This window comes from Nitrospirota bacterium, assembly GCA_016195565.1.
Lineage (GTDB): Bacteria > Nitrospirota > Thermodesulfovibrionia > Thermodesulfovibrionales > UBA1546 > UBA1546.
In genome coordinates this window covers 17083-41949 of sequence record JACPZK010000031.1, presented here as the reverse complement: position 1 = coordinate 41949, position 24867 = coordinate 17083, and the positions used below count along the sequence as shown (strand labels likewise).

Here is a 24867-nt window from a genome sequence, read left to right as displayed (position 1 = left end):
TGTTTCCTCCTTTTTAGTGTCAGTGGTCAACGACCACCATTTCTACCTGTCTACTACCTGCAATCTACTACCTACTGTCTACTGCCTGCTATCTTTTCCCTCACCTCCTTACCTCCTTTAATTCGCATATATTTGCACCTAAATTGAGATATTCTTTGTTGTCATTGCGAGGCGGAGCCGAAGCAATCTCAATTTTCCAGCGAGATTGCCACGAACTCTTCGGGTTCTCGCAATGACAGGCAATTCAAAGCGTTTATAGTTCTATCTCTATTTTTCGCTATAACAACCATTTCATTTACTATAAGCAGTTTTCATGCCACTTCAAGCGCTTAAAATATTCAGTAACATCAGGCAGATAAAATGAAATCATGTATCTGCTTTCAAAATAACTGACAAAACTTGTCAGGCAAAAGCCGTATAATGGCAATTAGAAGGCCTTCTCCAACTCTACCCCGAACCCATCAAGGAGTTTTGACTTTACTCTATCTTTCTCCCGTGCCTGACTAAAGAGTTTGAATTCTCCATTGACATTCTCATAGACCTCAAGGCCCTTTTCCATAGGGTCAACTATCCAGTATTCCTTTACCCCTGATTTTTCGTATATGCGCTTTTTGTGTTTTAAATCATAATATGCGGTTGATGGGGACAGTATCTCTATCACCAGGTCAGGGGCGGCCTCTATCTTTTTTTCACCTATGATATTGAGCCTGTCCTTTGAGATAAAGATTATATCAGGCTGATAGGTCTCGGTCTCTGAGAGATAGACGTCCAGTGGGGCATAAAGCACCTCGCCAAGTTTTTTGTCCTCTACGAATTTGACCAACTCGTATCCAATTTTTCTTAATATAATCTGGTGATAAGGTACAGGTGAGGGCGTCATAATTAATTCTCCTCCTATTAGTTGATAGGGCGCACCTTCCGGCAGTTTTTCATAGTCTTCGTAGGTATATTGTTTTTTAGTCTGCTCTTTTTCTAACAGCGCCGTGGTCATCTAACACCTCCGTTTCTTCAAAATTAGTGAATTATGCTAAAATTATTACACATAAAACCTCTTATGTCAAAGGCGGGGATTTTTTCATGAGATTTATAGGTCTTGACGCAGGCTCTGTGAGTGTGAAATATGTGGTCCTTGATGAAAACGGCAACAAGCTCAGCAGCAGCTATGTAAGACACAAAGGGCATCCACTCAAAGTCGCGCTTGAACTGCTTAAATCAGCAGTCGGCAAAGAGCTGACAGCTAATAGCTATGAGCTAAACGCTGTTTTTTCCCTCTCCATCACCGGCTCCGCGGGCAGGCTTATCGCCTCTGTATTAGGCATTGAGCCTGTCAACGAGCTTGTTGCGCAGGCTTATGCAACCCGTAAACTTTCCCCTCATGTCAGGACCATCATAGAACTCGGCGGCGAGGACTCAAAACTTATCATGTTAGGAGAAAACGGCGTAAAAGAATTCTCTATGAATTCTGTATGCGCCGCAGGAACCGGCTCGTTCCTTGACCAGCAGGCTGAAAGGCTCCGCCTTACGATTGAAGAGTTCAGCGAACTCAGCCTCAAATCAAAGAAACCTCCGAGGATTGCAGGAAGATGCAGCGTATTTGCAAAATCAGACATGATCCATCTCCAGCAGATAGCAACTCCCATGGAGGACATCGTTGCCGGTTTATGCTTTGCTGTTGCCAGGAATTTTAAAGGCTCTGTTTTGCGCGGCAGGAAAATTGAAAAGCCTATTTCTTTTCAGGGCGGCGTTGCGGCAAATAAAGGCATGATAAGGGCGTTTAAAGAGGTGTTTGAACTTGATGAGCTTTTTGTCCCTCCTGATTTCAACCTGATAGGCGCATTAGGCGCTGCCTTAAAAGACATGAATGACAACAGGATAAACTTATTTGACATTAAGAGGCTTGAAGACTTCATAAAATCCGAGAAATCTTTAGAGACAGGATATACGCCTCTGATATTAAAAGATGATGACTTTTTTGAAAGACATCTGAAAGACAGTGAAGAGTTAAGAGTTATGAGTTATGAGTTAGGAGATAGAGGGGAAAATTCAAAATTCAAAATTCAAAACTCCGAAGTAATACCGGCTTATCTCGGCATTGACATCGGCTCCATAAGCACAAACCTTGCTGTCATAGATGAAAACTGCAACCTCCTCTCAAAGCGTTATCTTATGACTGCCGGACAGCCGATAGAAGCGGTAAAGCAGGGGCTGAAAGAGATAGGAGAAGAGGTCGGAGATAAGGTTGAGATAATTTGTGTGGGCACAACAGGTTCAGGCAGGTATATGATTGCCGATTACGTTGGCGCTGATATTGTAAAAAACGAGATTACTGCGCAGGCAACAGCAGCCGCATTCATTGACAGGAATGTAGATACGATATTTGAGATAGGAGGGCAGGATTCAAAATATATATCGCTCAGGGACGGCGTCATAGTTGATTTTGAAATGAACAAGGCATGCGCTGCAGGCACAGGTTCGTTTCTTGAGGAACAGGCTGAAAAACTCAGCATCTCAGTAAAGGATGACTTTGCATCTCTTGCCTTTTCCGCGGAAAATCCATGCCGCCTCGGCGAAAGATGCACGGTTTTTATGGAGAATTCTCTCATGTCAAACCTGCAGAGAGGCGCAGACAAAAATAACCTGCTGGCAGGCCTTGCATACTCAATCGTTCAGAATTACATAAACAGGGTCGTTGCAGGAAAGCCAATCGGCGAAAACATATTCTTTCAGGGAGGAGTGGCATTCAACAAATCCGTTGTTGCCGCATTTGAAAAATACCTTAACAGGAAAATAACTGTCCCTCCGAATCATGACGTTACAGGCGCAATCGGCATGGCGCTAATTGCGAGAGACTACATGAATAGAGCAGCAGAGCAACAGAGCAGCAGAGCAATAGGGCAGCAAGAGGCCACTGCTGCGCTACTGAGCTACTGCGCTACTGCTCCAACCAGTTTCAAGGGCTTTGAACTGTCAAAGCGTCCATATTCGGTTTCATCCTTTGAATGCAAGGGCTGTCCTAATGTCTGCGAAATAAACAGGATAAAGATCGAAGGCGAAGACGGTTACCTGTTTTATGGAGGCAGGTGCGAAAAGTATGACGTAAGAAAAAAGAAAACATCCTCGGAGATTCCTGACATCTTTGGATTCAGGGATGAGATATTGTGGAAAGAACACCTGCGATATAGTGAAGAGTTAAGAGTTAAGAGTTTAGAGTTAAATGATAAGGGAGGAGATTCAAAATTCAAAATTCAAAATTCAAAACACAAGATCGGTATCCCTTACATTTTCTATTTTCATGAATATCTGCCATTCTGGACAACTTTGTTATGGGAACTTGGGTTTGATGTCCTTGTGTCACCAAAAACGAACAGGCAGATAGTAAGCCTCGGGCTTGAATCCATACTTTCAGAGACGTGCTTCCCTGTGAAGGTTGCATACGGCCACATAAAACATCTCTTAAATGAAGGCGCTGATGCATTATTAATTCCAAGCTTCATAAACCTGAACACAGAGGAGGAATCACTTGAAAGAGGGTTTGCCTGTCCCTATACACAGACAATACCTTACTCCGCACGGGTTGCATTTCCTGATGCAGATATAGTTTCTCCTGTGGTGAATCTGAAGCGCGGCAGGAAATTCATGCTGAATGAACTCTCAAAGACATTTAAACCTTTCGGGGTAAAAAGTGTACGGATAAAAGAGGCTTTACCCCTTGCAGAAGAAGCACAGAATGCATTTCTCAGGTCCATACGGGAAAAGGGCGCTGAAGTTTTATCATCTATAAAAGATAAGACTATTGTAATTGTAGGACGCGACTACAATTCATTTGACAGAGGGATGAACCTTGAAATACCGAAAAAACTCGCGGACCTGAATGTCCTATCTATTCCGATGGATTTCCTCCCGCTGAATGATCATTCAATTGACTCTGAGTGGCCGAATATGTACTGGAGGTCAGGACAGAGGATACTGAAGGCTGCGATGGCTATAAGAGAGAACCCCCGTCTCTACCCGATTTATATAGGAAATTTTTCATGCGGGCCTGACTCATTCATATTGAAATATTTTAAGAGGGAACTGCAGGGCAAACCTTTTCTTCACATTGAGATAGACGAGCACAGCGCTGACGCAGGGGCAATAACAAGATGCGAGGCATTTCTTGACAGCATCAAACAAAGTGAAGAGTTAAGAGTTATGAGTTATGAGTTAAGAGATAAAAAAACTTCAGACTCCAAACCCCAAACTCCAAACTTAAGAAAGCGCACTGTTTACATTCCCATGATGTCTGACCATGCTTATGCGCTTGCCGCTGCATTTGAACGCTGCGGTGTGCCTGCAGAGGTATTGCCTGAATCAGACAAAGAAAGCACCGACATTGGCAGGAAGCATGTTTCAGGAAAAGAATGCTACCCGTGCGCTGTAACAACAGGCGATATGCTCAAACGGGTTCTTTCTTCTGATTTCAAACCAGCCGAATCTGCTTTTTTCATGCCTTCAGGCTCAGGCCCGTGCAGGTTCGGGCAGTATAATGTATTTCACAGAATGGCGCTTGAAGAACTCGGTTATCCTGATGTGCCGATATTCGCGCCAAATCAGGATGTTGAATTTTACAGAGACCTCGGCATAGTCGGCAAGGATTTCGCTCTCAGGTCATGGCAGGGGATAATTGCCATTGAACTGCTGACAAAATGCCTGCATGAGACCAGGCCCTATGAAAAAGAAGACGGCTCTGCAGGCTTCATTTACAGGGAATATCTCGGAAAGATATATTCCTCGCTGAGAGGAACCAACGGGAAAGTTGAAGGCCTTCTGAAAAATATGCGGAGGGATTTTCAAAATCTGCTCCCGGGCAGCTCGGGACAAAAAGACAGGAAACCTCTGATAGGAATCATAGGCGAGATATTTGTAAGAAGCAACAAGTTCTCAAATGAAGATATTGTAAGGAAAATAGAGACTCACGGCGGTGAGGCATGGCTTGCGCCTGTTGAGGAATGGATATATTATGTCAATCACACGGCTGCTCAAAAAGCCTTGCTAAAAAAAGAATGGTCTGATATTATGAGTACTCTTTTAAAGACTTTCTTTCAAAAAAGGGTAGAGCATAAATACGCAGGATACTTTTCAGGTTTCCTTAAAACACTGAAAGAACCGGAAACAAAGGAAATAATAAAAAAGGCGTCTCCATATCTGCACAGTTCTTTTGAAGGAGAGGCCATACTGAGCATAGGCAAGGCGGTGGACCTCATAGAGAGAGGCGCCTCAGGCATTGTAAATGCAATGCCCTTTGGATGCATGCCCGGCACAATAGTAACTGCGCTGATGCAGGGGCTGAACAGAAAGTACGGAATTCCTTGTATAAGCATCCCGTATGACGGGACTGAATCTCCGACAACAGAGATACAGCTTGAGGCATTTATGCATCAGGCAAAAGAAAATTTAATGAGGAGGTGATTTAGTGGGTAGTGTTGTTAAGTGGCGCAAAAAAAAGATGAGCAAGCACAAGCATAAAAAACTTCTCAAGAAGACAAAACATCAGAGAAGAGCTAATAAATAGAGGCGATAATTAAAGAGCCGGCCTTAAGGGGTTATCCTGAATTTAAAAGGCAGTTTACTGAGACGACAAAAAAAACTGAAGGGTTAATGGAACCTGCTCACCCTCACGCCTATGAACGGCATGGAGTTTATGTAGTCATAGAGCCTTACCTTCTTAACTTCTCCGCCTTTTTTCTTAAATCCGCCGGCATGGATTAGATATATTTCTTTTTGCTCTTCATTTTTGCTGACTGCTGACCGCTGACTGCTGACCTCTGTCTTTACTATCCCTATATGCCCAACTATCTCGCCGGCCTTTCTTTTTTCAACAGCCTTTATAAAAAATATAATATCCCCGCTTTTCAGAGGTAATGAACCTCCTTTTTTATTTAATAGCTCCAGCAGTTCCTTCTTTGAAATAATCTTTACCTTCTCTTTTCCCCCTTTTTTGCCCCCTTTTATCTCTGTAACCTTGCCCAGTTGTTCTGTTATCTCCTTCCCCCATCTGCCGCTGTCAAGCATATCTTCGCCGTATTGAAACCTGTCTGCATAATTAATTACATTTCCCTTGCTGTCAAGCCTTCCCTTTGTTATGAATCTTTTATCAAGGGCAATGTCTATTGCCTTTTCAGGCGTCAGACTCAATGCAAGCTCAACGGCCCTGAAACTCAGATACATGCAGTCCACACTCTCATCAGCAACAATCACTTTCCTGGTAACATATTCTCCGAGGGGATCGGGGTCGTAAGGAGTGCCGACAAACTTTTCTGCCCAGAGCGCAATTCGCTCGCCAACCGGCTTATTGGCGATTTCTTTCTGAAAGACAGCAATCTCGCTGTCAGACATGAAGGAATGGACAGGGATATGAGAGAGTAATATAAAAACAAATAGCACATTAAAAATGATTGTTTTGAGCGGCATCAGAGATTTTTTGGTAACAGTTCTTAGCGAAGTGAAGCGGCCATAGCCTTGACTGTCTGAGCCCGAAGGGTGAGTTTCAAGGATATAGCGGAGCGAGCTTAGAACTGTCGAAAAATATCGTAGCAAGCGAAAAGCAGTCATTTTTAAAACCTTCCTCTAACCAAGCCCCATTGCCTCGCGCACGCTAACCATCGTCTCCTCAGCCGCCTTCCTTGCCTTTTCAGTCCCCTTCTCTATTATCTCCCTCACAGCCTTTGGGTTTGCAATGAGTTCAGCGCGCTTCTGCCATATCGGCTCAAGCGCCTTAAAAATATTCTTTATAAGTATCTTTTTGCAATCAATGCACCCTATCCGAGCAGTCCTGCAGCCTTCGGCAACCTCCTCCTGCTCTTCTTTTGAGGAAAAAATCTTATGCAGATGAAAAACAGGCGAAAGTTCAGGAGCGCCTTTGTCCGTCCTTCTTTTCCTCGCAGGGTCAGTCATCATGGTCCTGAGTTTCTGTTCAGCCGCTTCAGGCGAGTCTGACAGGTATATCGCATTATCATAACTCTTTGACATCTTTCTTCCGTCAAGGCCGGGAACCTTTGGAAACTTTGTGAGCAGCGCCTTCGGTTCAGGGAAAACCTCTTTGTAAAGATAGTTAAACCTCCTGGCAATCTCTCTTGAAATCTCAAGGTGAGGAACCTGGTCAACTCCCACAGGCACATACTTAGCCTTGTAAATGATGATGTCCGCCGTCTGAAGCAGGGGGTATCCCAAAAAACCATAGGTGGATAAATCCCTGTCTTTCAGTTCCTGCTGTTTTTCTTTATATGTGGGAACCCTCTCAAGCCATCCAAGCGGCGTAATCATAGAAAGCAAAAGATGCAGTTCAGCGTGCTGAAGAAGCTTTGACTGAAGGAATATTGTGCACTTATCAGGGTCCAGCCCGGCTGCAAGGAAATTAATCAGAAGGTCGTTTGTTGATTCCTTAATCACAGAGGGCTTTTCATATCCCGTGGTAAGTCCGTGCCAATCTGCAATGAAATAAAAACAGTCGTATTTCTCCTGAAGCCTCACCCAGTTCTGGAGCGCTCCAATGAGATTGCCGAGATGAAGCCTGCCGCTCGCCTGCATACCGCTGAGAACTCTGTCCAATCCAGCCTCCATGTTCCGTGCCGTCATTCCCGCATGAGCGGGAATCCAGTACTTCAGTCAATAACTTTCTGCTCAGCAACGCCGTCTGGATTCCTGCTTCCGCAGGAATGACAGATACATCTAATTTATTCATTATTATTAATTTATCTGTGCCGGTATGTCAAGAATTGTCCCATTCCAAATCCCAATTTAGACTCTTTAACGCCCTACCTTGCCTGTCATTGCGAGCACCTGAAGGGTGCGTGGCAATCTCATTTCAAGAGACGGGATTGCTTCGTTTCACTCGCAATGACAACTTTCTAAATCGGGATTTTGCCTCTTCTCTCTGGAATAAAAAAAGATATTACATTTATAATATAACATCATGTTGGAAACTCTTCGTGAAATTGATGTATCGCTGTTTTATCTGATAAACAGACACCTGCAGAACATTATCTTTGACGTCTCTATGCCGATTATTACAAACAGGTACTATTTCATCATTCTGATTTTAATGGCATGGCTCATAATAAAAAATAAAAAAAAGGCTCTAATCCCGATAGTCCTGACAATCATATCTGTTGCGCTCTCTGACTGGACGGCAAATATATTAAAGCATCTCATCGGGAGAATACGCCCCTGCCATGCGTTAGAAGGTGCAAGGATGCTTGTAGGCTGCACTAATTCTTTTTCCATGCCTTCAAATCATGCCGCGAATTCATTCGCAATTATACTTGCCGTATCCTACATATCAGGGAAATGGATGCGATGGACGGCGCTGACAGTGGCTTTACTCGTAGGCTTCTCAAGGGTATATGTCGGTGTTCATTATCCGTCTGATGTGCTTGTCGGGGCATTGACAGGCATTGCAGTTTCTGTCCTTGTAATCAAGTTTTATGAATGGGCGTCTGTCAGATACAAGTTTAAACCCTATACCACCATGCTTCTAATCTCTCTGCTGGGACTGAGTCTTTTCCGCATTTACTACATCACATACGGCGTTATTGACTTAAGTCCTGACGAGGCGCATTACTGGGAATGGGCAAGAAGGCTTGATTTAAGCTACTACTCAAAGGGCCCGATGATTGCTTACCTCATAGCATTCGGCACAGCCATATTCGGAGACAATGTATTTGGTATACGGATAATGGCTGTCGTATTCTCCGCGCTGAGCAGCATCTTTATGTATCTGCTCGGCAAAAAACTTTTTGACGAGCGGGCAGGATTAGCAGCCGCAGTATTGATGCAGATTGTACCGCTTTATTCTGCATACGGAGTGCTTTTTACAATAGATTCGCCATTTATATTTTTCTGGGTATTGTCTCTCTATTTGTTTTGGAGAGCTATAAATCCTGAAATGTGGAATTCGGAATGCGGAATGCAGAATTCTAACTCCGAACTCCGAACTCCGAACTCCGAACTTAAAACTTGGCTTCTCCTCGGCATTTCCATTGGGTTTGGCCTTCTCACAAAATACACAATGGCATTCTTTTACATCTGCGCGTTACTCTTCCTCCTCGCCTCAAAGCAGCGCAGAAGGATTCTCCTTACAAAAGAGCCTTATATAAGCCTTGCTTTAAGTCTTATCATCTTCAGCCCTGTTATTATCTGGAACGCCGGGCATGACTGGGTCACTTTAAAACATACAGCAGGACAGGCGCATATCAGTGGTCAGTGGTCAGTGGTTAGTGATCACTGGTTAAAAAACTTCTCTGAATTCTTAGGCTCGCAGATCGGGGTCATTACACCAATAATTTTTGTACTTATAATGTATTCGTTATTTAAACTTAAAAATAAAACAATCATGCCACAAAGAGATACAAAGGAGAATGAAAATGTCATTGCGAGGAGCGGTAGCGACGAAGCAATCTCTAAAGACGAGATTCCTCGCTACGCTCGGAATGACAGGTTAAGTGGATTGTCAGATGAATACAGCGGGAATTTTCTGTTCTGGTTTTCTATCCCCATAATTGTCTTCTTCCTGCTGAAGAGTTTTCAGGGCAAGGTGCAGGCGAACTGGGCGCTGCCTGCTTATGCAGCCGGTTTTATCGCATTTTCTGCGGTGTTCATCAGCAGATGGGAAAGCATAAAAAAATGGATCAAATGGGCAGTAATCACCGGTATTTTCATCTCATTGACAATCACTGCAACTGCATATTATCCTGCGCTGCCTCTTAAACTGATACCCATCGCAATAGCCCACTATCCTGCCATCCTGCAACTGCTTCCTAAAATAGACCCGACTAAGTTGGATCCGACAGCCAGGACCAGGGGATGGGAAGAACTCGGCGTAGAGGTAAGCCGAGTATCTGATAGGCTCTCAAAAAAGGGGCCTTTCTTTATCATTTCCGACAAATATCAGGTATCAAGCGAGCTTGCCTTCTATGTAAAGGGACAGCCTGTCACATACTGCGTTAATCTTGGAAGAAGGATGAACCAGTATGACCTCTGGCCCGGTTTTGATACTCTCGTCAATTTTAATGCTGTTTTTGTTACAATAGACGATGTGCAAATGCCAGAAGCAGTCGGATCGGCATTTGACAGGTGTGAAAAGCGGTTCTTTACTGCTTTTAGCAAAGATAAAAAACTAAGAGACTATTCTATATTCACATGCTACAACTTTAAGGGGATGCTTCAAAAAGGGATAAATAGCTACTGATGAAAGTTTCTGTTGTAATACCTCTATATAACGAAGAGGAAAACATAGCCATCCTGCACCAGAGGCTTAAGGAGACGCTTGACCGTCTTGGATGCGACTATGAAATAATCTATATTGACGATGGAAGTACTGACAGAACATTAGCAGGACTTGAAGGAATTCAGGCAGAAGATAAGAAAGTCGTTGTGCTCAGCCTGAGAAGAAATTTCGGGCAGACAGCAGCCTTCGCAGCAGGCTTTGATTTCGCAAGAGGAGATATAGTAATCACAATGGACGGAGACCTCCAGAATGACCCTGTGGACATTCCTAAGCTTCTTGACTTGATAAAAGACAATGACCTGGTCAGCGGATGGCGGAAAAAAAGAAAGGACGCCTTCATTACAAGACGTCTGCCTTCAATACTTGCAAACTGGATAATAAGCAAGGTAACCGGTGTTAAACTGCACGACTACGGCTGCTCTCTCAAGGCCTACAGGAGAGAAGTTATCAAGAATTTGAAATTATATGGTGAGATGCACAGATTCATACCTGCAGTTGCAAGCTGGTACGGAGTCCGCATTGCAGAGGTAGAGACAACTCATTATCCGAGGCTCAGAGGGAAGTCTAAATACGGGCTGTCTCGGACCATGAAAGTAATCCTGGACCTTATAACCGTAAAATTCCTTCAGAGTTTCTCAACAAAGCCTCTGCAGTTCTTCGGCCCTATCGGATTATTCAGCAGCGCGGCAGGGGTTTTTATATCACTTTACCTCAGCATAGAAAAAATATTTATCGGAAAACCAATAGGAGGAAGGCCTCTGCTCCTTTTGGGAATTTTATTGATAATCGTAGGGATACAGTTAATCGGCATGGGGCTATTGGGTGAAATGCTCGTGAGGGTATACCACGAAAGCCAGAGAAAACCTATTTACGTCATCAAGAAAATCATTGGCGCGGAAACTGAATAAAATACTCCTGCTCGTCCTAAAGCTTGTTGTAAGCTCAAGCCTGCTTTATTTGGTCCTGTCAAAGGCAGGGGTGGAAAAGGTATTTGCAATCATTAAAACCATAAATCCCTTTGCTTTTATCAGCGTAATATTTATTTACATTTTTTCGCTGTATGTGTCATCAATACGGTGGAGGCTTCTGCTGCCGGAGGAATTTAAAGGAAAAAGACTCTTTTCTTTTTACTTGATAGGCTCATTTTTTAACACATTTCTTCCGGGCATTATCGGCGGAGATGCCGTGAAGACCTATTATCTTTACAAGGAGACAAATAAAGGCAGTCTCAGTTTTGCCTCTGTCTTCATGGACAGATATATAGGCTTTATCTCGCTGATGACTATAGCGCTTATATCTTTTGCAGCAGGATTTAAATATGTAAAGGGGTCTTTGATTGAATGGCTCCTGCCAACAATAGTCTTTTCCTTTCTTATCGGAAGCCTTGCAATATTCAGGCTCCGCCTCGGCAAAGGAATAAAAGCGCTTTCGGAGTTTTACGGTTATTTTAGCGAATACCGCAGTCAGAAGATGGTGCTCATAAAAACACTGATGCTCTCATGTGCTATTCAGGTAATGGCAATCTTATCCATGTATATAATTGCACGGGGACTTGGACCGCATATTTACCTTTCATATTTTTTTATCTTTTTCCCTATAATAGTAACAATCTCTACTCTGCCGATTTCTATCTCAGGAATCGGATTAAGGGAAGGGGCCTTTGTCCTTTTATTCGGCATGGCAGGCGTTAAACCTGAAATGGCAACAGCGATGTCGTTTGCATGGTTCTTATCCACTGCATCCGGAGGGCTTGTCGGACTTTTTGAATATTTAAGGCTAAAAACATGACAGGAAGGATGGTTTCTAAAATGACAGGGAAGGTTGTGGCAATTAACACGAGTGACAAAAAAGGCATGCGTAAAAAAACAATTAAAGAGGCTGTAATAAAAACAAATTACGGTATTGAGGGCGATGCTCATGCCTCATCTGAATGGCACAGGCAGGTAAGCCTTCTGGCGCTTGAAAGCATAAAAAAAATGCAGGCGCTTGGCTTGGATGTAAAACCCGGTGATTTTGCAGAAAACATAACAACCGAAGGCATCAATCTCCCTGAACTTCCCATAGGCACAAAAATGAAAATCGGCGAGGTTGAACTGGAGGTAAGTCAGATAGGCAAGGAGTGTCATACGCGCTGCGCCATATATTATCAGGCAGGTGACTGCGTTATGCCAAAGCAAGGCATATTTGTAAAAGTAAGTAAAGGCGGAAAAATCAAAGAAGGAGACAAAATTAGAGTTGAAAGTGAAAAGTTGAAAGTTGAAAGTTAGAATTAATGTGTTTTGTTTTATCTTAACTTTTAACTCTTAACTTTTAATTCTTAACTTTTTATCATGATAACTGTTGCGATACTAACATTAAGCGACAAGGGTTCAAGAGGAGAGAGAGAGGACTTGAGCGGCGCTGCTATTGCAGACATACTAAAAAGCATAGACGCGGTGGTTGCTCATTATGATATTCTGCCCGATGAAAAGAGTATGATAAAAGAAAAGCTTATTGAATATTCCGGCAAAGTTGACCTGATACTTACAACAGGCGGCACAGGTCTTTCACCAAGGGATGTTACGCCGGAGGCAACGCTTGAAGTAATCGAGAGGGAAATACCCGGCATTGCCGAGGCAGTCAGAATTGAGGGTTTGAAGAAAACAAAGAGGGCTATGCTTTCAAGGGCCGTGGCTGGTGTGAGGAGCAGGACATTGATAATAAATCTTCCTGGCAGTCCAAAGGCTGTAAAAGAGAATCTTGAAGTTATAATTGATATAATCCCTCATGCAATTGAGAAAATAAAAGGAGATACAAAAGAATGTGCAAACAAATGAAAGTTAAAAGTGAAGAGTTAAGAGTGAAAAGTTGTGGATTTTTAACTATTAACTTTAAACTATTAACTTATAACTGCTTATGAACGATGTGTCTTTTCCTTTGGCATTCATGGCAGGAGTGTTATCTTTTCTTTCGCCTTGCGTCCTGCCGCTCGTTCCTTCTTATGTCTCGTTTATAACAGGCATGTCCTTTGAGGACCTGACAGGAAGCGCAGACAGGAAGAGAGTGCGGAACCTTACAATCACAAACTCCCTTGTATTTATAGCGGGATTCTCCGCTGTATTCATTGCTCTGGGGGCATCATCATCTGCGGCAGGCCGGATTCTATTCCAGTATCAGGAGTGGATAAGGATTATCGGGGGAATACTCATTATAATCTTCGGCCTTTTCATAGCAGGTTTTCTTAAGCTCGATTTTTTGATGCGGGAAAGAAAGCTGCATCTTGGCGGCAAACCTGCCGGATACATCGGGACCTTTGCTATCGGCATGACATTTGCCGCAGGATGGACTCCGTGCATAGGCCCTATCCTCGGCTCAATCCTTCTTTTTGCTAGCGCAAAAGGCTCTGCTGTCTATGGAATCAAACTCCTTTCCGTATATTCGCTCGGACTTGCAGTGCCTTTCTTTATCTCGTCACTTGCCATAAACAGTTTCTTAAGTTATTCCAAAAAATTCCAGAAGTACATGCGGGCAATAATGATCATCAGCGGCATACTGCTGATTGCCTTCGGCATAATAATGCTCACTAACAGGCTGAAGGATATTGCAGGGCTTTTCCCCGACTTCGGGATAAAATTCTAAGCAGGTTTTGAGGGATGGAATCAAGATTGACGCCGAAGACAGATAAAGAAATCTCTTCCGGTAAACATTTTCCGCTCGGCGCAACCTTATATAACAGTGGTATCAATTTCGCAATCTATTCTCAACACGCAAGTGAAGTGTTTCTTCTTCTCTTCGACAGGCCTGATGGAGAGCCGACAGATATTATAAGGCTTGAAAACCGCACGAAGTATGTATGGTATGCATTCGTTCATGGGCTGAAGGCCGGGCAGTTGTATGGATATAAAATTAAAGGTGATTTCAATCCTTCGTACGGCATGAGATTTAATGAAAGCAAACTCCTGATAGATCCCTATGCGAAGGCATTGACAGGGAAGATCAGGGATATTGATAACCTGCTTTTGTCATATGATCCGAACTCTCCATATAAAGACCTCTCTTTAGACATGCGGGATAATACCCGTATAGTACCCAAGGCAGTTATAGTGGATGACAGTTTTGACTGGCAGGGTGACACTTCTCCTGACATTCCGCTTGAAAAATTGATTATTTATGAAGTGCATCTGAAGGGGTTTACGGCTCACGGGTCGTCCCGTGTTAAAAACCCCGGCACATATTCCGGATTTATAGAAAAAATTCCATATCTTAAAGACTTCGGAATAAATGCTGTTGAATTCCTTCCTCTTCAGGAGTTTTACGTTGATGACTTTCTTTTGAACAGGGGATTAACCAATTACTGGGGATATAATACAATAGGGTTTTTTGCCCCTGAATCGTCTTTCGGCACAAATAGTTTTCCGGGCTGCCAGGTTAATGAATTCAAAACACTTGTGCGCGAACTCCACAAGGCAGGCATCGAGGTGATAATGGATGTTGTCTATAACCATACAGGCGAAGGAAACGAGTTGGGGCCGACAATCTGCTTTAAGGGAATAGATAACCCGACTTACTATTGTCTGACCGGAACTCCATCAGATCCTTACCGCTATTACATGAATTACACCGGCTGCGGAAATAGTTTTAATCTCTCGAATACCCATGTAATAAGGTTTGTCATGGATTCGCTCAGGTACTGGGTTGAAAAGATGCATGTTGACGGTTTCAGGTTTGACCTTGCATCAGTGCTCGGCCGTGAAGAAGGAATGTTCCAGAAATCAGCATCTTTCTTCGATGCAATATCACAGGACCCTGTCTTAAACAGGATAAAATTGATTGCCGAGCCCTGGGATCTCGGAACATATCAGGTAGGAAATTTTCCTGTTGACTGGTGTGAGTGGAACGGGAGGTTCAGGGATACAATGAGGAAATTCGGGAAGGGTGATATCGGCCAGATAAGGGATTTGGGCTGGAGATTGACAGGTTCTTCCGACCTCTACGGAGACGACGGCAGGTCTGCATACAACAGCATAAATTTTATAACCTGCCATGACGGATTTACGCTGTATGACCTTGTCTCATACAATTACAAACACAATGAAGCAAATCTCGAAAACAACTGCGACGGCACAAATGACAACAATTCATGGAACTGCGGGGTTGAAGGAGAGAGCGGAGATGGCAATATCATCAGCCTCAGGAAACAGCTCGTAAAAAATTATGCATGTCATCTTCTTTTTTCATCAGGCACGCCTATGATTTTGGGAGGAGATGAATTCATGAGGACTCAGAATGGCAATAACAATGCATACTGTCAGGACAATGATATAAGCTGGTTCAACTGGGATTATTTAATTAAAAATGCCGGCATCCTTGATTTCTTTAAGAAGGTCATTGCATTCACAAAGAAATATACGATACTTCAGAGGAGAAAATTCTTTCTTGGAAAAGATCTGGATGCGGATAACATTCCTGATATCTCATGGTTCGGGAAAGACCTCAACAGGCTGTCATGGGATGACACTGAGCTTCGCACAATCTGCTATCAGCTTGACGGGGGCGAAGAAAAATCAGAGATGGGCGATTACCAGTTGTTTATTATCCTTAATGCTGATTTCAATCTGCAATCAGTTAAAATACCCATGCTTAATGACGGGAAGAAATGGCACAGGGCAATTGATACAAGCCTTAAAAGCGGAGATGACTTTCTCGCTGCGGGCAGGGAGATATTGATAGAACCTTCAGACTGCTATTTTGCCAATGCGAGAAGCACTGTCGTGCTGATTGGGAAGTAGATAATGTCTTGGTTGTTGCGCATGTCTTATGAAAAGCCTGCCTGATAATGTCTGATTAAACTTGATACTTGCTACAGGGTTTCCTTATTTACGTTCAAGAGACAACGATTCAACCAAAGAAATCCGAATCCTAACAACAGCTTCAACCTGACTTGCTCAGTCGCCGGCGCTCCTTCACTCTCCGGTGATTCTGGCATGCGGAACAAATCTTTATCCTCGCCGTGATGCATCTCCATCGAGAACCGGACTATTGGAAAGAAATAACATCACAAGGCAAAATGAACAGTTAAAGCTGACGATGAGGCTGCCGCAGCTTAATCACAGCAGTCTTAAATTATTTCTCCACAATCTTTACCTTTATCTCAATCCTATCATTGGGATGGTCCCTGCCGTCCCTCGGCTGGTTAACAATCTTATCCACGATTTCTATTCCTGAAACTACTTCGCCGAACACAGTATACTGGCCGTCAAGAAATGGCGTATTTGCAACACAGATGAAGAACTGTGAGCCTGCGCTGTCAGGGTCCGAAGCCCGAGCAGCAGAAAGAGTTCCCTTTTTGTGAGGCTTTGTGTTGAACTCGGCCTTTATTTTATATCCGGGGCCGCCCATGCCATGCTTTGATTTGTCAGGGTCTTTTGTATTAGGGTCTCCTCCCTGAATCATAAAGCCGGGAATAACGCGGTGGAAGGTTGTGCCGTCGTAAAACCCTTTTTTAGCAAGCTCAATAAAATTCTTCACATGGTTTGGCGCAACATCGGGGAAAAATCTGAGTTCTATATTTCCGAATTTTGTCTCGATTATGGCCCTTGTTTCAGTTGGTTTTTTAGGAGTGAGTTCCGGCGCAGGGGCTGCCAATCTGCTGACTCTTTTCTCAGAAGCAGGCTCAGCAGTCTGAGATTCAATTGGTTTTTGTTTTGGCATTGATGCGGAAGGAGTCTTAACTTTCTTCTTTTCTTGAGACGGCGCCGGCGGTGGCGTTTCTGCGGGCTTCTGTTCAGGAGCCTGAGCCGGCGCAGGAGCAGACACCTTTGGCTTCTCAGCTTTTTTGCAGCCTATTGCAAATGCTAAAATGACAGATAATGATAATATCAGAAGTGTAATCTTCTTCATTAGAACCCCCTGTAAACTTATTGCTGAAACTTTGATGACTATTATACCAAATGATTTTTCATATTTCTAACAGGTGACGCGGTATTACTCCTTCACGAACTATTTTTATCTTTTTCTCTGTGACATCCGCAATTGTTGAAGGCAGTCCTCCCGGAGTCCTGCCTCCGTCTATTACCATATCTATTTCTCCACCAAAATATCTTATGACTGAATCAGCATCCTCAGCAGGCGGCATTCCTGATGGATTCGCGCTCGTTGCTGTTATTGGAAATCCTGCCTCTCTTACGAGATAAAGCGCTGCTGATTCTCCGGGAATCCTGACCGCAACCCTGCCCGTGTCAGCAGTAAGATATGATGACAAACCCTCCTTTGCCTTCAGGAGCAGCGTTAACGGCCCGGGCCAGAACTTATCCATGAGTGATTCTGCAATCTCATTCACAGATGCAGCAATCATCGGCAGATACGCCCTGCTTCCTATAATCAATGGCATCGGTTTTTCTTCAGGCCTTTTCTTTAAATCATATAACTTCCTGAGCGACGCCTCTTTATCAAACTTTACCCCGAGGCCATAAAATGTCTCTGTCGGAAAGGCGACGATACCGCCGTTGTTGAGAATTTCCACAGCCATTTTAAGAACATCTCTTAGATTTTTATCGTTAATTTTTATGAGCATAGATTTTTAACTCCCTTACCACATTTCCCGCTATTTTCGCTTTTGTCCATATTACCACAAAAGACGAAACAGCGGAAATGTTCTGCCTTGATTTTATGAGTTTTTTCTATTTGAAAAATCCTTCGAATGTGATATAGTTTAGACAGTTTCAGAAAAATACGACAGTTCGCATAGTAATTGTTAGACTGAGGAAAAATGATATGACAAAAACCGAAATAGTCGATTTCATTAACCGCAATCCTGTATTCTCACTTGCAACCTGCATTAACAATATCCCCCATGTCAGAAACATGTTGGCTATAAAAGTGAGTGAATCAGAAGTAATTTTTAACGTAAAAAGATATAAACCTGTTTATCAGCAATTAACAACAAATCCCAATGTGGAATTATGTTTTTACAATAAGGATGCAGGGACACAGCTAAGAATTTTTGGTAAAGCTATTGAAGTTTTCAACACCCCCTTGGTTGAAGAAGTTTTGTTGAAGCATCCTGATTTACAGGCTCAAATTACAAAATATGGGAAAGAGGTAATTTCGTTGTTTGCTGTTGAAAACTGGAAAGCAACCTTATGGAATAGTAAAAACAAAGAACAAACTTTGGAAATAAAATGAAGGTATACAAAGAGGCCTAACAAAACATTTCAGCCGATGCCACCAGCAGCGCGGCTGAATTTCATGCGTTATGCTGCAAAAACAATTGACAAAACCGTTGGTATGATATAAGGTAATACTTGAGGTATTTATGGGCAAAGCAAAAATTGCAATCACATTAGACGAACAATACATTGATCAGTTAGACAGATTCGTTAGTAAACATATTTTCCAGAATAGAAGTCAAGCTATTCAGGAGGCTGTGGAGGAAAAACTTGAACGGATAAAACGAACCCGTTTGGCAAAAGAATGCACAAAACTTGACCCGTCCTTTGAAAAGGCAATAGCAGAAGAAGGATTGTCCGAGGATTTGAGCCAATGGCCCGAATACTAAGGGGTGACGTTAGATGGGCTGATTTAAATCCGGTTCGGGGCCATGAGCAAGCAGGCTTACGGCCCGTTTTAATTTTAAGCCACGATATTTTTAATGAACGTTCAGGGACGGTTATCGCCGTGGCTCTAACCAGTCAGCACCAGAAAGCAGGCTATCCTCTTACGCTTGAATTGAAAAGTGTAAATTTACCAAAACAGTCATGGGTAAAAATAAGTCAAATTCGTACTCTCTCTGTTGAGAGGATCGGAAAAATAATTGGAAGGGTTTCTCCTGAAGAAATAGAACAGGTTATTGAAGGTCTAAATGAGATAATAGGGGCATAACAAGTCACTTGTGCGGCTGGCTGATGCCAACCGCTGATTCAGCTCGTTATCTTCTTCTTTCCTGTCCTTACCCTTATCGTATTCCCATGCGCCTGAAGCCCTTCTATATCCGCAATGGTTTCCACTGTCTTTGCGAGTTTCATAAACCCATCTCGTGTAAATGATAAGAGGCTTGAGCGCTTGATAAAATCGTAAACTCCAAGAGGAGAAAAAAATCTTGCGGTGCCTCCGGTTGGAAGTGTATGATTCGGCCCTGCCGAATAATCTCCGAGAGTCTCCGGAGTCCATCTGCCAAAAAATATTGCGCCGGCATTCTTAATCTCCGGAAGGAGAGCAGCAGGCCTTCCGGTCATAATCTCAAGGTGTTCAGGAGCAACATCATTTGAAAGTTTTACAGCATGGGCAATATCTCTAACAATGATAACGGCTCCGTAATTCTTAAGAGATTTGCTTGCAATAGCTCTTCTTTTAAGCCTTGCCATCTGCCTTGCAATCTCCTCACTGACATCCCCTGCAAGAATCTCTGAATCTGTAATCAATACTGAGGATGCAAGCTCATCATGCTCTGCCTGACTCAATAAATCCGCTGCAATAAATGCGGGGTTTGCAGAGGCATCCGCTATTATCAGAATCTCACTCGGGCCTGCAATCATATCAATATCCACCTCTCCGAAAACCATTCTCTTTGCCGCAGCCACATATATATTGCCCGGCCCCACAATCTTATCAACTCTTTTTATTGTCTGAGTTCCATAAGCCATTGCCCCGACTGCCTGCGCTCCGCCAATCCTGTATGCCTCTTTAATCCCCAGCATCTCTATCGCTGCCATCACATACGGGTTTATTTCTCCCTGCGGCGTTGGCACACAAACCGCAATTTCCCTTACACCCGCAACCTGCGCAGGTATTACATTCATCAGAACACTTGAGGGATATGATGCCTTGCCACCGGGCACATAAACACCAACTCTTTCTATCGGGCGTATAATCTGGCCGAGAAGGGTCTGGGAAAAAGCAGGCTTAGTATTTTTATCTATAGGAAGTTTCCTGTATTCTGAATCCCTGGCCATCCATGACTCTTCCTTCTGCATCTCATGGAATCTGCGTATCCTCTCGGCGGAAAATTCAAGAGCCTGAACAATATTTCTGTCAGCCTTACCCGCGGATTTTGATATCTCAGACGGCCTGAATAGAAGGGAATTTGCATCCGCATAATCAAATTTTCTTGTGTACCGCAGAACAGCCGCATCCCCGTTCTTCTTCACATCGGAAAGAATGGAATTCACCACCCTTACTATTGCAGAAGCGCCTCCCGAAGCGCGCCTCCTCAAAATGTTGAGAAATATATCGATATCCTTCGCCTTCTTTATGATTCTCATGTGGATAATTTTAGCTTTTTGCTCCTGATTATTCAAGAACTTTCAGAGGTGCATTATAATCAGCATAAAAAATATTGACATCTATTCTCAATAAGTATAATATGAGAACTAATAATGACAGGCATCACAGAAAATAAAAAATCTGTTGTAGAAGCCGTAAGGCATCAGATAAAGATTCTGAATGGGATAGTACTGCTCGTTGTCTATGCCCTTTTATTTCTTATTGTAAGATTCATGTACTTATTCCTTGATTACATATCCACGCCGTCTCTGGTGACTATCCTGACAATCGTTGCAGGACTCGTAATCATGGGCATGTACATTGCTAACATCGCTTCAAACAAGGCTATTAGAACAATAGATGACTATACTGACAAATTAAATACGCTTCTGACCACCACAAAAGATATACGGGAAATAGTGTACGGGGACTTACTGCTTGAAAGTATTATGGAAAACGCAGTGAAAATTACAGGAGCGAATGCAGGTTCAATTATGCTTATTGAAAAAGACAGGCTTGTATTTCAGATTGCAAAAGGCAGCATAAACGCTAATATTACGGGGCTTTCAATTCCAAAGTCTGAGGGAATTGCAGGATGGGTTGCTGAAAATGGCAGCAATGTCAGGATTGAGGACGCAAAGAATGATAGCAGATTTGACCCCGAGGTTGATGCAATAACAGGCTCAGGGATAAAGTCTCTGCTCTGTGTGCCTCTGAAAGTAAAGGCGGGGACCATCGGCATACTGGAACTCATCAACAAACAGAACGGGGTCTTCACTCAGGAAGATGAAGAGCTGCTGTCGTATTTTGCCGACCAGGCTGCCATATCCATTGCCAGAACACAATTTATGGAAGACCAGAGAAATTATGAAATCCATCTCACAGACATTCTTGTTGATACAATGGACACTCACATCCATGAAAAAGCCGGACACTCAAAGAGGGTTGCAAAATACAGCCTCATAATAGCGGATGAACTAAATATGTCAGAGAATGATAAGCGAAAATTATACAAGGCGTGCCTGCTTCATGACATCGGCTTCCTGAAAATAAAACTAAAAGATGTGACGTCAAAAGAGCAGTATAAGGCACATTCACAGCTTGGCTATGAAATGCTGCGGCTGATAAATTTTTATGCTGATATTGCCCCCATTGTTCTACACCACCACGAGCGGTATGAAGGCAATGGATACCCCAATGAACTGATAGGCGATGCCATACCCGTTGAATCAAGGATAATTGCCATTGCAGAAGCATTTGACGCAATGACCAGCAGGGATTCATATAAATATGTCGGGAAAATGCTTGACAAGGCAGAGCATTCCCCTGCTGCCGGCTTTCATCATGCAATTGAAGAACTTAAAAAGAATGCCGGCACACAGTTTGATCCCAACCTCGTAGACATTTTTGTAAATAACATTGACGAGTCATTTCTTGAAGAGGCTTACTGAGATTATCACGCTTCAATCTGTCAGCCTGTCAATTACTCTCAAATGCTTTTTTCAACTCCAAACTAAAAATAAACCTGCATAGAAATTTAGAGGCGTGAAGAATATAAAACTGCTCATAGAATACGACGGGACAAATTATCACGGCTGGCAAGTGCAGAAAGGCCACGCCACATTGCAGGAAATAATAGAGGACAGGCTGTTCAGGATAACAGGGGAAGATGCAGCTCTTATCAGCGCTTCAAGAACTGATGCGGGCGTTCATGCCATTGGCCAGGTTGCCTCGTTTAAAACAAGCTCGCATCTTGAACCAATGACTCTGCAGAGGGCTCTCAATGCAACTCTTCCTGAAGACATAAGAATTCTTAATGCTGAAGAAGCAGAAGATACATTTCATCCGCGATACGACGCTCTCGGCAAAAGCTACTTTTACATTATAGCGAATACAAATTTTTCATCTGCGTTTCTTTACAGGTATGCATGGAGAGTGCCGTACAGTCTTGACCTTGATGAGATGAAAAAAGCCGGCGATTCACTTCTTGGCAGGCATGATTTTTCGGCATTCAGGGGAGCAGGATGCGGCGCAAAGAGCACAGCAAGAGAAATAACCTCTCTGAGTATTGAAAAAATCAGCAGCATTGATTTTATGACCGCAAAGATTAACGGAAATTTTATAAAAATAAAAGTGGAAGCAACTGCATTTCTCAGGCATATGGTCAGAAATATCGTTGGAACGCTTGTTGAAATCGGCAGGGGGGAGATGACCCTGATTTCCGTATCAGAAGCGCTTAAACTAAAAGACAGGAAAAAAACCGGGCCTACAGCGCCTGCGCACAGCCTTTTTCTTGAAAAGGTAAGTTATCCTGATACATAATGCAAGATAGTCTTCACCCTGCATCGTGTATCTTACAGCCTTATCGTATCGGCGGTTCTTTCTCTATCGCCTCTAACTGCTCTATCTTTTCCTGACAGTCCCTGCAATAAATTGAGAATGGAAGAACCTTCAGCCTCTCTTCGCTTATCTTGCCGCCGCAGTCCTCGCAGATTCCATAAGTTCCCTCTTGAAGCTTTCCAAGCGCTGCATCTATCTTTACCATTACTTTTCTGTGGTTGCTGAGCTGCCTCAGGCTTATATCCTCTGAAAGGTCCACAACAGACCAGTCGCCGTCATCAAGGGCCGTGTCAACAAGCTGCCTTGTTTCGCCTTTTATGTATTTGGATATCTCAATCTTTGCTTCTTTAACAATCTGCTCTCTTTTTTGAATCAGAAGTTTTCTTAATGCCTCTGCCTTCTTTGATGACACGCTTGCCTTCTTTGCCTTTACAGGCTTCTTAACCTTAGCAGATGGTTTGGACGCTTTTTTCTTTGCAGTTTTTTTCTGTTCAGGCTTTAAAATCTTCTTCTGCCGTTTATTGGTTTTTTTAAGATTCTTTTTCGCCGTATTCTTTGAACGTTTTTTTGCAGCCATTATTTTACCTCTTCCGGTTTTTCTGTGGTTTCAGCCTTATCTTCCTCTTTAAAAACCTCTATAATACTTCTCACGTTTACCCCTGACTGTTGAAGAGCCTTCTGAATATCAGGCAATTTCGCATCAACGACTTTAAGCACAAAGTTGCTGTTAACAGCCATCTTACACCTCCATTATTTCCTTTTCTTTATGCGCCAGCGCCTCATCTATTTTTTTAACATAAGAATCCGTGAATTTCTGAATTTCATCGAGTGATTTCTTTGTATCATCCTCGCTCAGGTGCTTTTCTTTCTCAAGTTTTTTTATTTCATCGTTAACATCTCTTCTTATATTTCTTACGGCAACTTTAGCATCTTCGGAATTTTTTCTTACAACTTTAACGAGCTGTTTCCTGCGCTCTTCCGTAAGCGACGGGATATTGATTCTTATGACCTTTCCGTCGTTTGTCGGCGTCAGTCCCAGGTCGGATTTCATTATAGCCTTTTCTATATCGGAGATTACCTTCTGATCCCAAGGCTGGATTGCTATCTGGCGGCTTTCCGGCACACTTAATGATGCAAGCTGCTGAAGCGGAGTCGGCGTTCCGTAACAATCAACTTTTATTCCGTCAAGGAGCGCGAGAGACGCCCGGCCTGTTCTCACAGAAGCGAACTCTTTCTTGAGCGCTTCTATGGAGTGGTCCATTTTCTCAACGGCCTTTCTTTTTAGCTCTTTCTCCATTGTGTCCTCCTACGATGGTGCCTATCTTTTTGCCTCCGGCAACATTTTTGATATTGTCTTTTCCCCTAAGGTTAAATACCACAATCGGGAGGTTGTTGTCCATACATAATGAGATAGCAGTTGAATCCATAACGCTGAGCCCTTTTTTGAGAACATCCATATAACTTATAGTGTCGTATTTTTTTGCATTTGGGTCTTTTACAGGGTCGGCAGAATATACCCCGTCAACCTTTGTTGCTTTGATTATTACCTCAGCTCCTATTTCCATGGCCCTTAAAGCAGCAGCGGTGTCTGTCGTAAAATAAGGATTGCCGGTGCCTGCCGCAAATATGACAACGCGGTCCTTTTCAAGATGACGCATTGCCTTGCGCCTTATGTAAGGCTCGGCGAGCTCTCTCATATCTATGGCTGACTGCACCCTTGTGGGGACCTTGTTTTTTTCAAGTGAATTCTGCAGGGCCAGGGCGTTTATGACAGTTGCGAGCATTCCCATATAATCTGCCGAGGCGCGCTCCATGCCTTTCACGCTTGCTTCCACGCCCCTAAATATATTGCCGCCGCCTATCACTACCGCGACCTCAACGCCCATATTCACAACCTTCTTAATCTCTTTGGCTATAAAATCCACTGCAGCGGAATCTATGCCAAAGCCTTTGGTTCCCATCAGGGCTTCACCGCTCAGCTTCAGTAGTATTCTTTTATACTTCAACGAAGACTTCATTTCTGT

General features: G+C 43.2%; 24 protein-coding genes. 14 read left to right on the top strand and 10 right to left on the bottom strand.

The features are described 5' to 3' along the window. Positions 1 to 427 precede the first annotated feature (427 nt). Positions 428 to 991: a Uma2 family endonuclease gene (locus HY035_10300; protein MBI3378770.1), complete on the bottom strand. Its 564-nt coding sequence runs from the start codon at positions 989 to 991 to the stop codon at positions 428 to 430. 86 nt (positions 992 to 1077) lie between these two features. Between HY035_10300 and HY035_10295 the strand changes: the two genes are divergently transcribed. Together HY035_10295 and HY035_10290 are read left to right on the top strand one after the other, a co-directional pair. After that, on the top strand, positions 1078 to 5448 hold the full coding sequence (locus HY035_10295; protein ID MBI3378769.1) for a CoA protein activase: 4371 nt from the start codon (positions 1078 to 1080) through the stop codon (positions 5446 to 5448). 4 nt (positions 5449 to 5452) lie between these two features. Further along, positions 5453 to 5551: an AURKAIP1/COX24 domain-containing protein gene (locus tag HY035_10290; GenBank protein MBI3378768.1), complete on the top strand. Its 99-nt coding sequence runs from the start codon at positions 5453 to 5455 to the stop codon at positions 5549 to 5551. A gap of 83 nt (positions 5552 to 5634) precedes the next feature. Here HY035_10290 and HY035_10285 read toward each other — a convergent pair whose 3' ends face one another. Next, a complete protein-coding gene (locus tag HY035_10285) occupies positions 5635 to 6450 on the bottom strand; it encodes a hypothetical protein (GenBank protein MBI3378767.1) in 816 nt (271 codons plus the stop codon). Between the two features lie 156 nt (positions 6451 to 6606). Next, positions 6607 to 7599: a tryptophan--tRNA ligase gene (gene trpS / locus HY035_10280; GenBank protein MBI3378766.1), complete on the bottom strand. Its 993-nt coding sequence runs from the start codon at positions 7597 to 7599 to the stop codon at positions 6607 to 6609. 352 nt (positions 7600 to 7951) lie between these two features. Between trpS and HY035_10275 the strand changes: the two genes are divergently transcribed. The 7 genes from HY035_10275 (at position 7952) to glgX (ending at position 16032) form a co-directional block, all read left to right on the top strand. Continuing rightward, a complete protein-coding gene (locus HY035_10275; GenBank protein ID MBI3378765.1) occupies positions 7952 to 10225 on the top strand; it encodes a glycosyltransferase family 39 protein in 2274 nt (757 codons plus the stop codon). After that, positions 10225 to 11172, top strand: a complete 948-nt coding sequence (locus tag HY035_10270) for a glycosyltransferase family 2 protein (protein ID MBI3378764.1) — start codon at positions 10225 to 10227, stop codon at positions 11170 to 11172. Before HY035_10275 ends, HY035_10270 begins: the two co-directional genes overlap by 1 nt. Continuing rightward, positions 11153 to 12052 (top strand): flippase-like domain-containing protein, encoded by a 900-nt coding sequence (locus HY035_10265; GenBank protein MBI3378763.1) that lies wholly within the window; start codon positions 11153 to 11155, stop codon positions 12050 to 12052. The genes HY035_10270 and HY035_10265 overlap by 20 nt, the downstream gene beginning before the upstream one ends. A gap of 20 nt (positions 12053 to 12072) precedes the next feature. Beyond that, entirely contained in the window at positions 12073 to 12531 is a 459-nt protein-coding gene (locus HY035_10260; GenBank protein ID MBI3378762.1) for an MOSC domain-containing protein, read from the top strand. A gap of 63 nt (positions 12532 to 12594) precedes the next feature. Further along, positions 12595 to 13080 (top strand): MogA/MoaB family molybdenum cofactor biosynthesis protein, encoded by a 486-nt coding sequence (locus tag HY035_10255; protein MBI3378761.1) that lies wholly within the window; start codon positions 12595 to 12597, stop codon positions 13078 to 13080. Positions 13081 to 13153: 73 nt separating this feature from the next. Continuing rightward, entirely contained in the window at positions 13154 to 13882 is a 729-nt protein-coding gene (locus HY035_10250; GenBank protein ID MBI3378760.1) for a sulfite exporter TauE/SafE family protein, read from the top strand. Positions 13883 to 13896: 14 nt separating this feature from the next. Beyond that, on the top strand, positions 13897 to 16032 hold the full coding sequence (gene glgX, locus HY035_10245; GenBank protein ID MBI3378759.1) for a glycogen debranching protein GlgX: 2136 nt from the start codon (positions 13897 to 13899) through the stop codon (positions 16030 to 16032). 334 nt (positions 16033 to 16366) lie between these two features. On the opposite strand, the gene HY035_10240 is transcribed toward glgX, so the two are convergent. Both HY035_10240 and HY035_10235 read right to left on the bottom strand, forming a co-directional pair. Further along, positions 16367 to 16954 carry a peptidylprolyl isomerase gene (locus HY035_10240; GenBank protein MBI3378758.1) on the bottom strand — a complete coding sequence of 196 codons (588 nt, stop codon included), beginning with the start codon at positions 16952 to 16954 and terminating at the stop codon, positions 16367 to 16369. A 247-nt stretch (positions 16955 to 17201) separates the two neighbouring features. Beyond that, on the bottom strand, positions 17202 to 17816 hold the full coding sequence (locus HY035_10235; GenBank protein MBI3378757.1) for a threonylcarbamoyl-AMP synthase: 615 nt from the start codon (positions 17814 to 17816) through the stop codon (positions 17202 to 17204). A 200-nt stretch (positions 17817 to 18016) separates the two neighbouring features. Between HY035_10235 and HY035_10230 the strand changes: the two genes are divergently transcribed. From HY035_10230 to HY035_10220, 3 genes are all read left to right on the top strand, one after another. Continuing rightward, positions 18017 to 18427 carry a pyridoxamine 5'-phosphate oxidase family protein gene (locus HY035_10230; protein ID MBI3378756.1) on the top strand — a complete coding sequence of 137 codons (411 nt, stop codon included), beginning with the start codon at positions 18017 to 18019 and terminating at the stop codon, positions 18425 to 18427. A gap of 130 nt (positions 18428 to 18557) precedes the next feature. After that, entirely contained in the window at positions 18558 to 18800 is a 243-nt protein-coding gene (locus tag HY035_10225; protein MBI3378755.1) for a ribbon-helix-helix protein, CopG family, read from the top strand. Continuing rightward, complete coding sequence (locus HY035_10220) at positions 18785 to 19123, top strand: type II toxin-antitoxin system PemK/MazF family toxin (GenBank protein MBI3378754.1); 339 nt, start codon at positions 18785 to 18787, stop codon at positions 19121 to 19123. The genes HY035_10225 and HY035_10220 overlap by 16 nt, the downstream gene beginning before the upstream one ends. A gap of 38 nt (positions 19124 to 19161) precedes the next feature. Here the strand turns inward: HY035_10220 and hisD are convergent, their stop codons facing one another. Next, on the bottom strand, positions 19162 to 20502 hold the full coding sequence (gene hisD / locus HY035_10215) for a histidinol dehydrogenase (protein MBI3378753.1): 1341 nt from the start codon (positions 20500 to 20502) through the stop codon (positions 19162 to 19164). 114 nt (positions 20503 to 20616) lie between these two features. On the opposite strand from hisD, the gene HY035_10210 reads away from it, so the two are divergent. Next, the gene (locus tag HY035_10210) at positions 20617 to 21954 is read left to right on the top strand and encodes an HD domain-containing protein (GenBank protein ID MBI3378752.1); all 1338 of its coding nucleotides are present in this window, start codon (positions 20617 to 20619) and stop codon (positions 21952 to 21954) included. Positions 21955 to 22048: 94 nt separating this feature from the next. Beyond that, positions 22049 to 22825 carry a tRNA pseudouridine(38-40) synthase TruA gene (gene truA / locus HY035_10205; protein ID MBI3378751.1) on the top strand — a complete coding sequence of 259 codons (777 nt, stop codon included), beginning with the start codon at positions 22049 to 22051 and terminating at the stop codon, positions 22823 to 22825. Between the two features lie 40 nt (positions 22826 to 22865). Here the strand turns inward: truA and HY035_10200 are convergent, their stop codons facing one another. The 4 genes from HY035_10200 to HY035_10185 are packed head-to-tail and all read right to left on the bottom strand — an operon-like array spanning position 22866 to position 24861. After that, on the bottom strand, positions 22866 to 23420 hold the full coding sequence (locus HY035_10200; protein ID MBI3378750.1) for a TraR/DksA C4-type zinc finger protein: 555 nt from the start codon (positions 23418 to 23420) through the stop codon (positions 22866 to 22868). After that, positions 23420 to 23581, bottom strand: a complete 162-nt coding sequence (locus HY035_10195) for a hypothetical protein (GenBank protein MBI3378749.1) — start codon at positions 23579 to 23581, stop codon at positions 23420 to 23422. The genes HY035_10200 and HY035_10195 overlap by 1 nt, the downstream gene beginning before the upstream one ends. A gap of 1 nt (position 23582) precedes the next feature. Then, on the bottom strand, positions 23583 to 24140 hold the full coding sequence (gene frr / locus HY035_10190) for a ribosome recycling factor (protein ID MBI3378748.1): 558 nt from the start codon (positions 24138 to 24140) through the stop codon (positions 23583 to 23585). Further along, on the bottom strand, positions 24109 to 24861 hold the full coding sequence (locus tag HY035_10185) for a UMP kinase (GenBank protein MBI3378747.1): 753 nt from the start codon (positions 24859 to 24861) through the stop codon (positions 24109 to 24111). The genes frr and HY035_10185 overlap by 32 nt, the downstream gene beginning before the upstream one ends. Between the last annotated feature and the right edge of the window lie 6 nt (positions 24862 to 24867).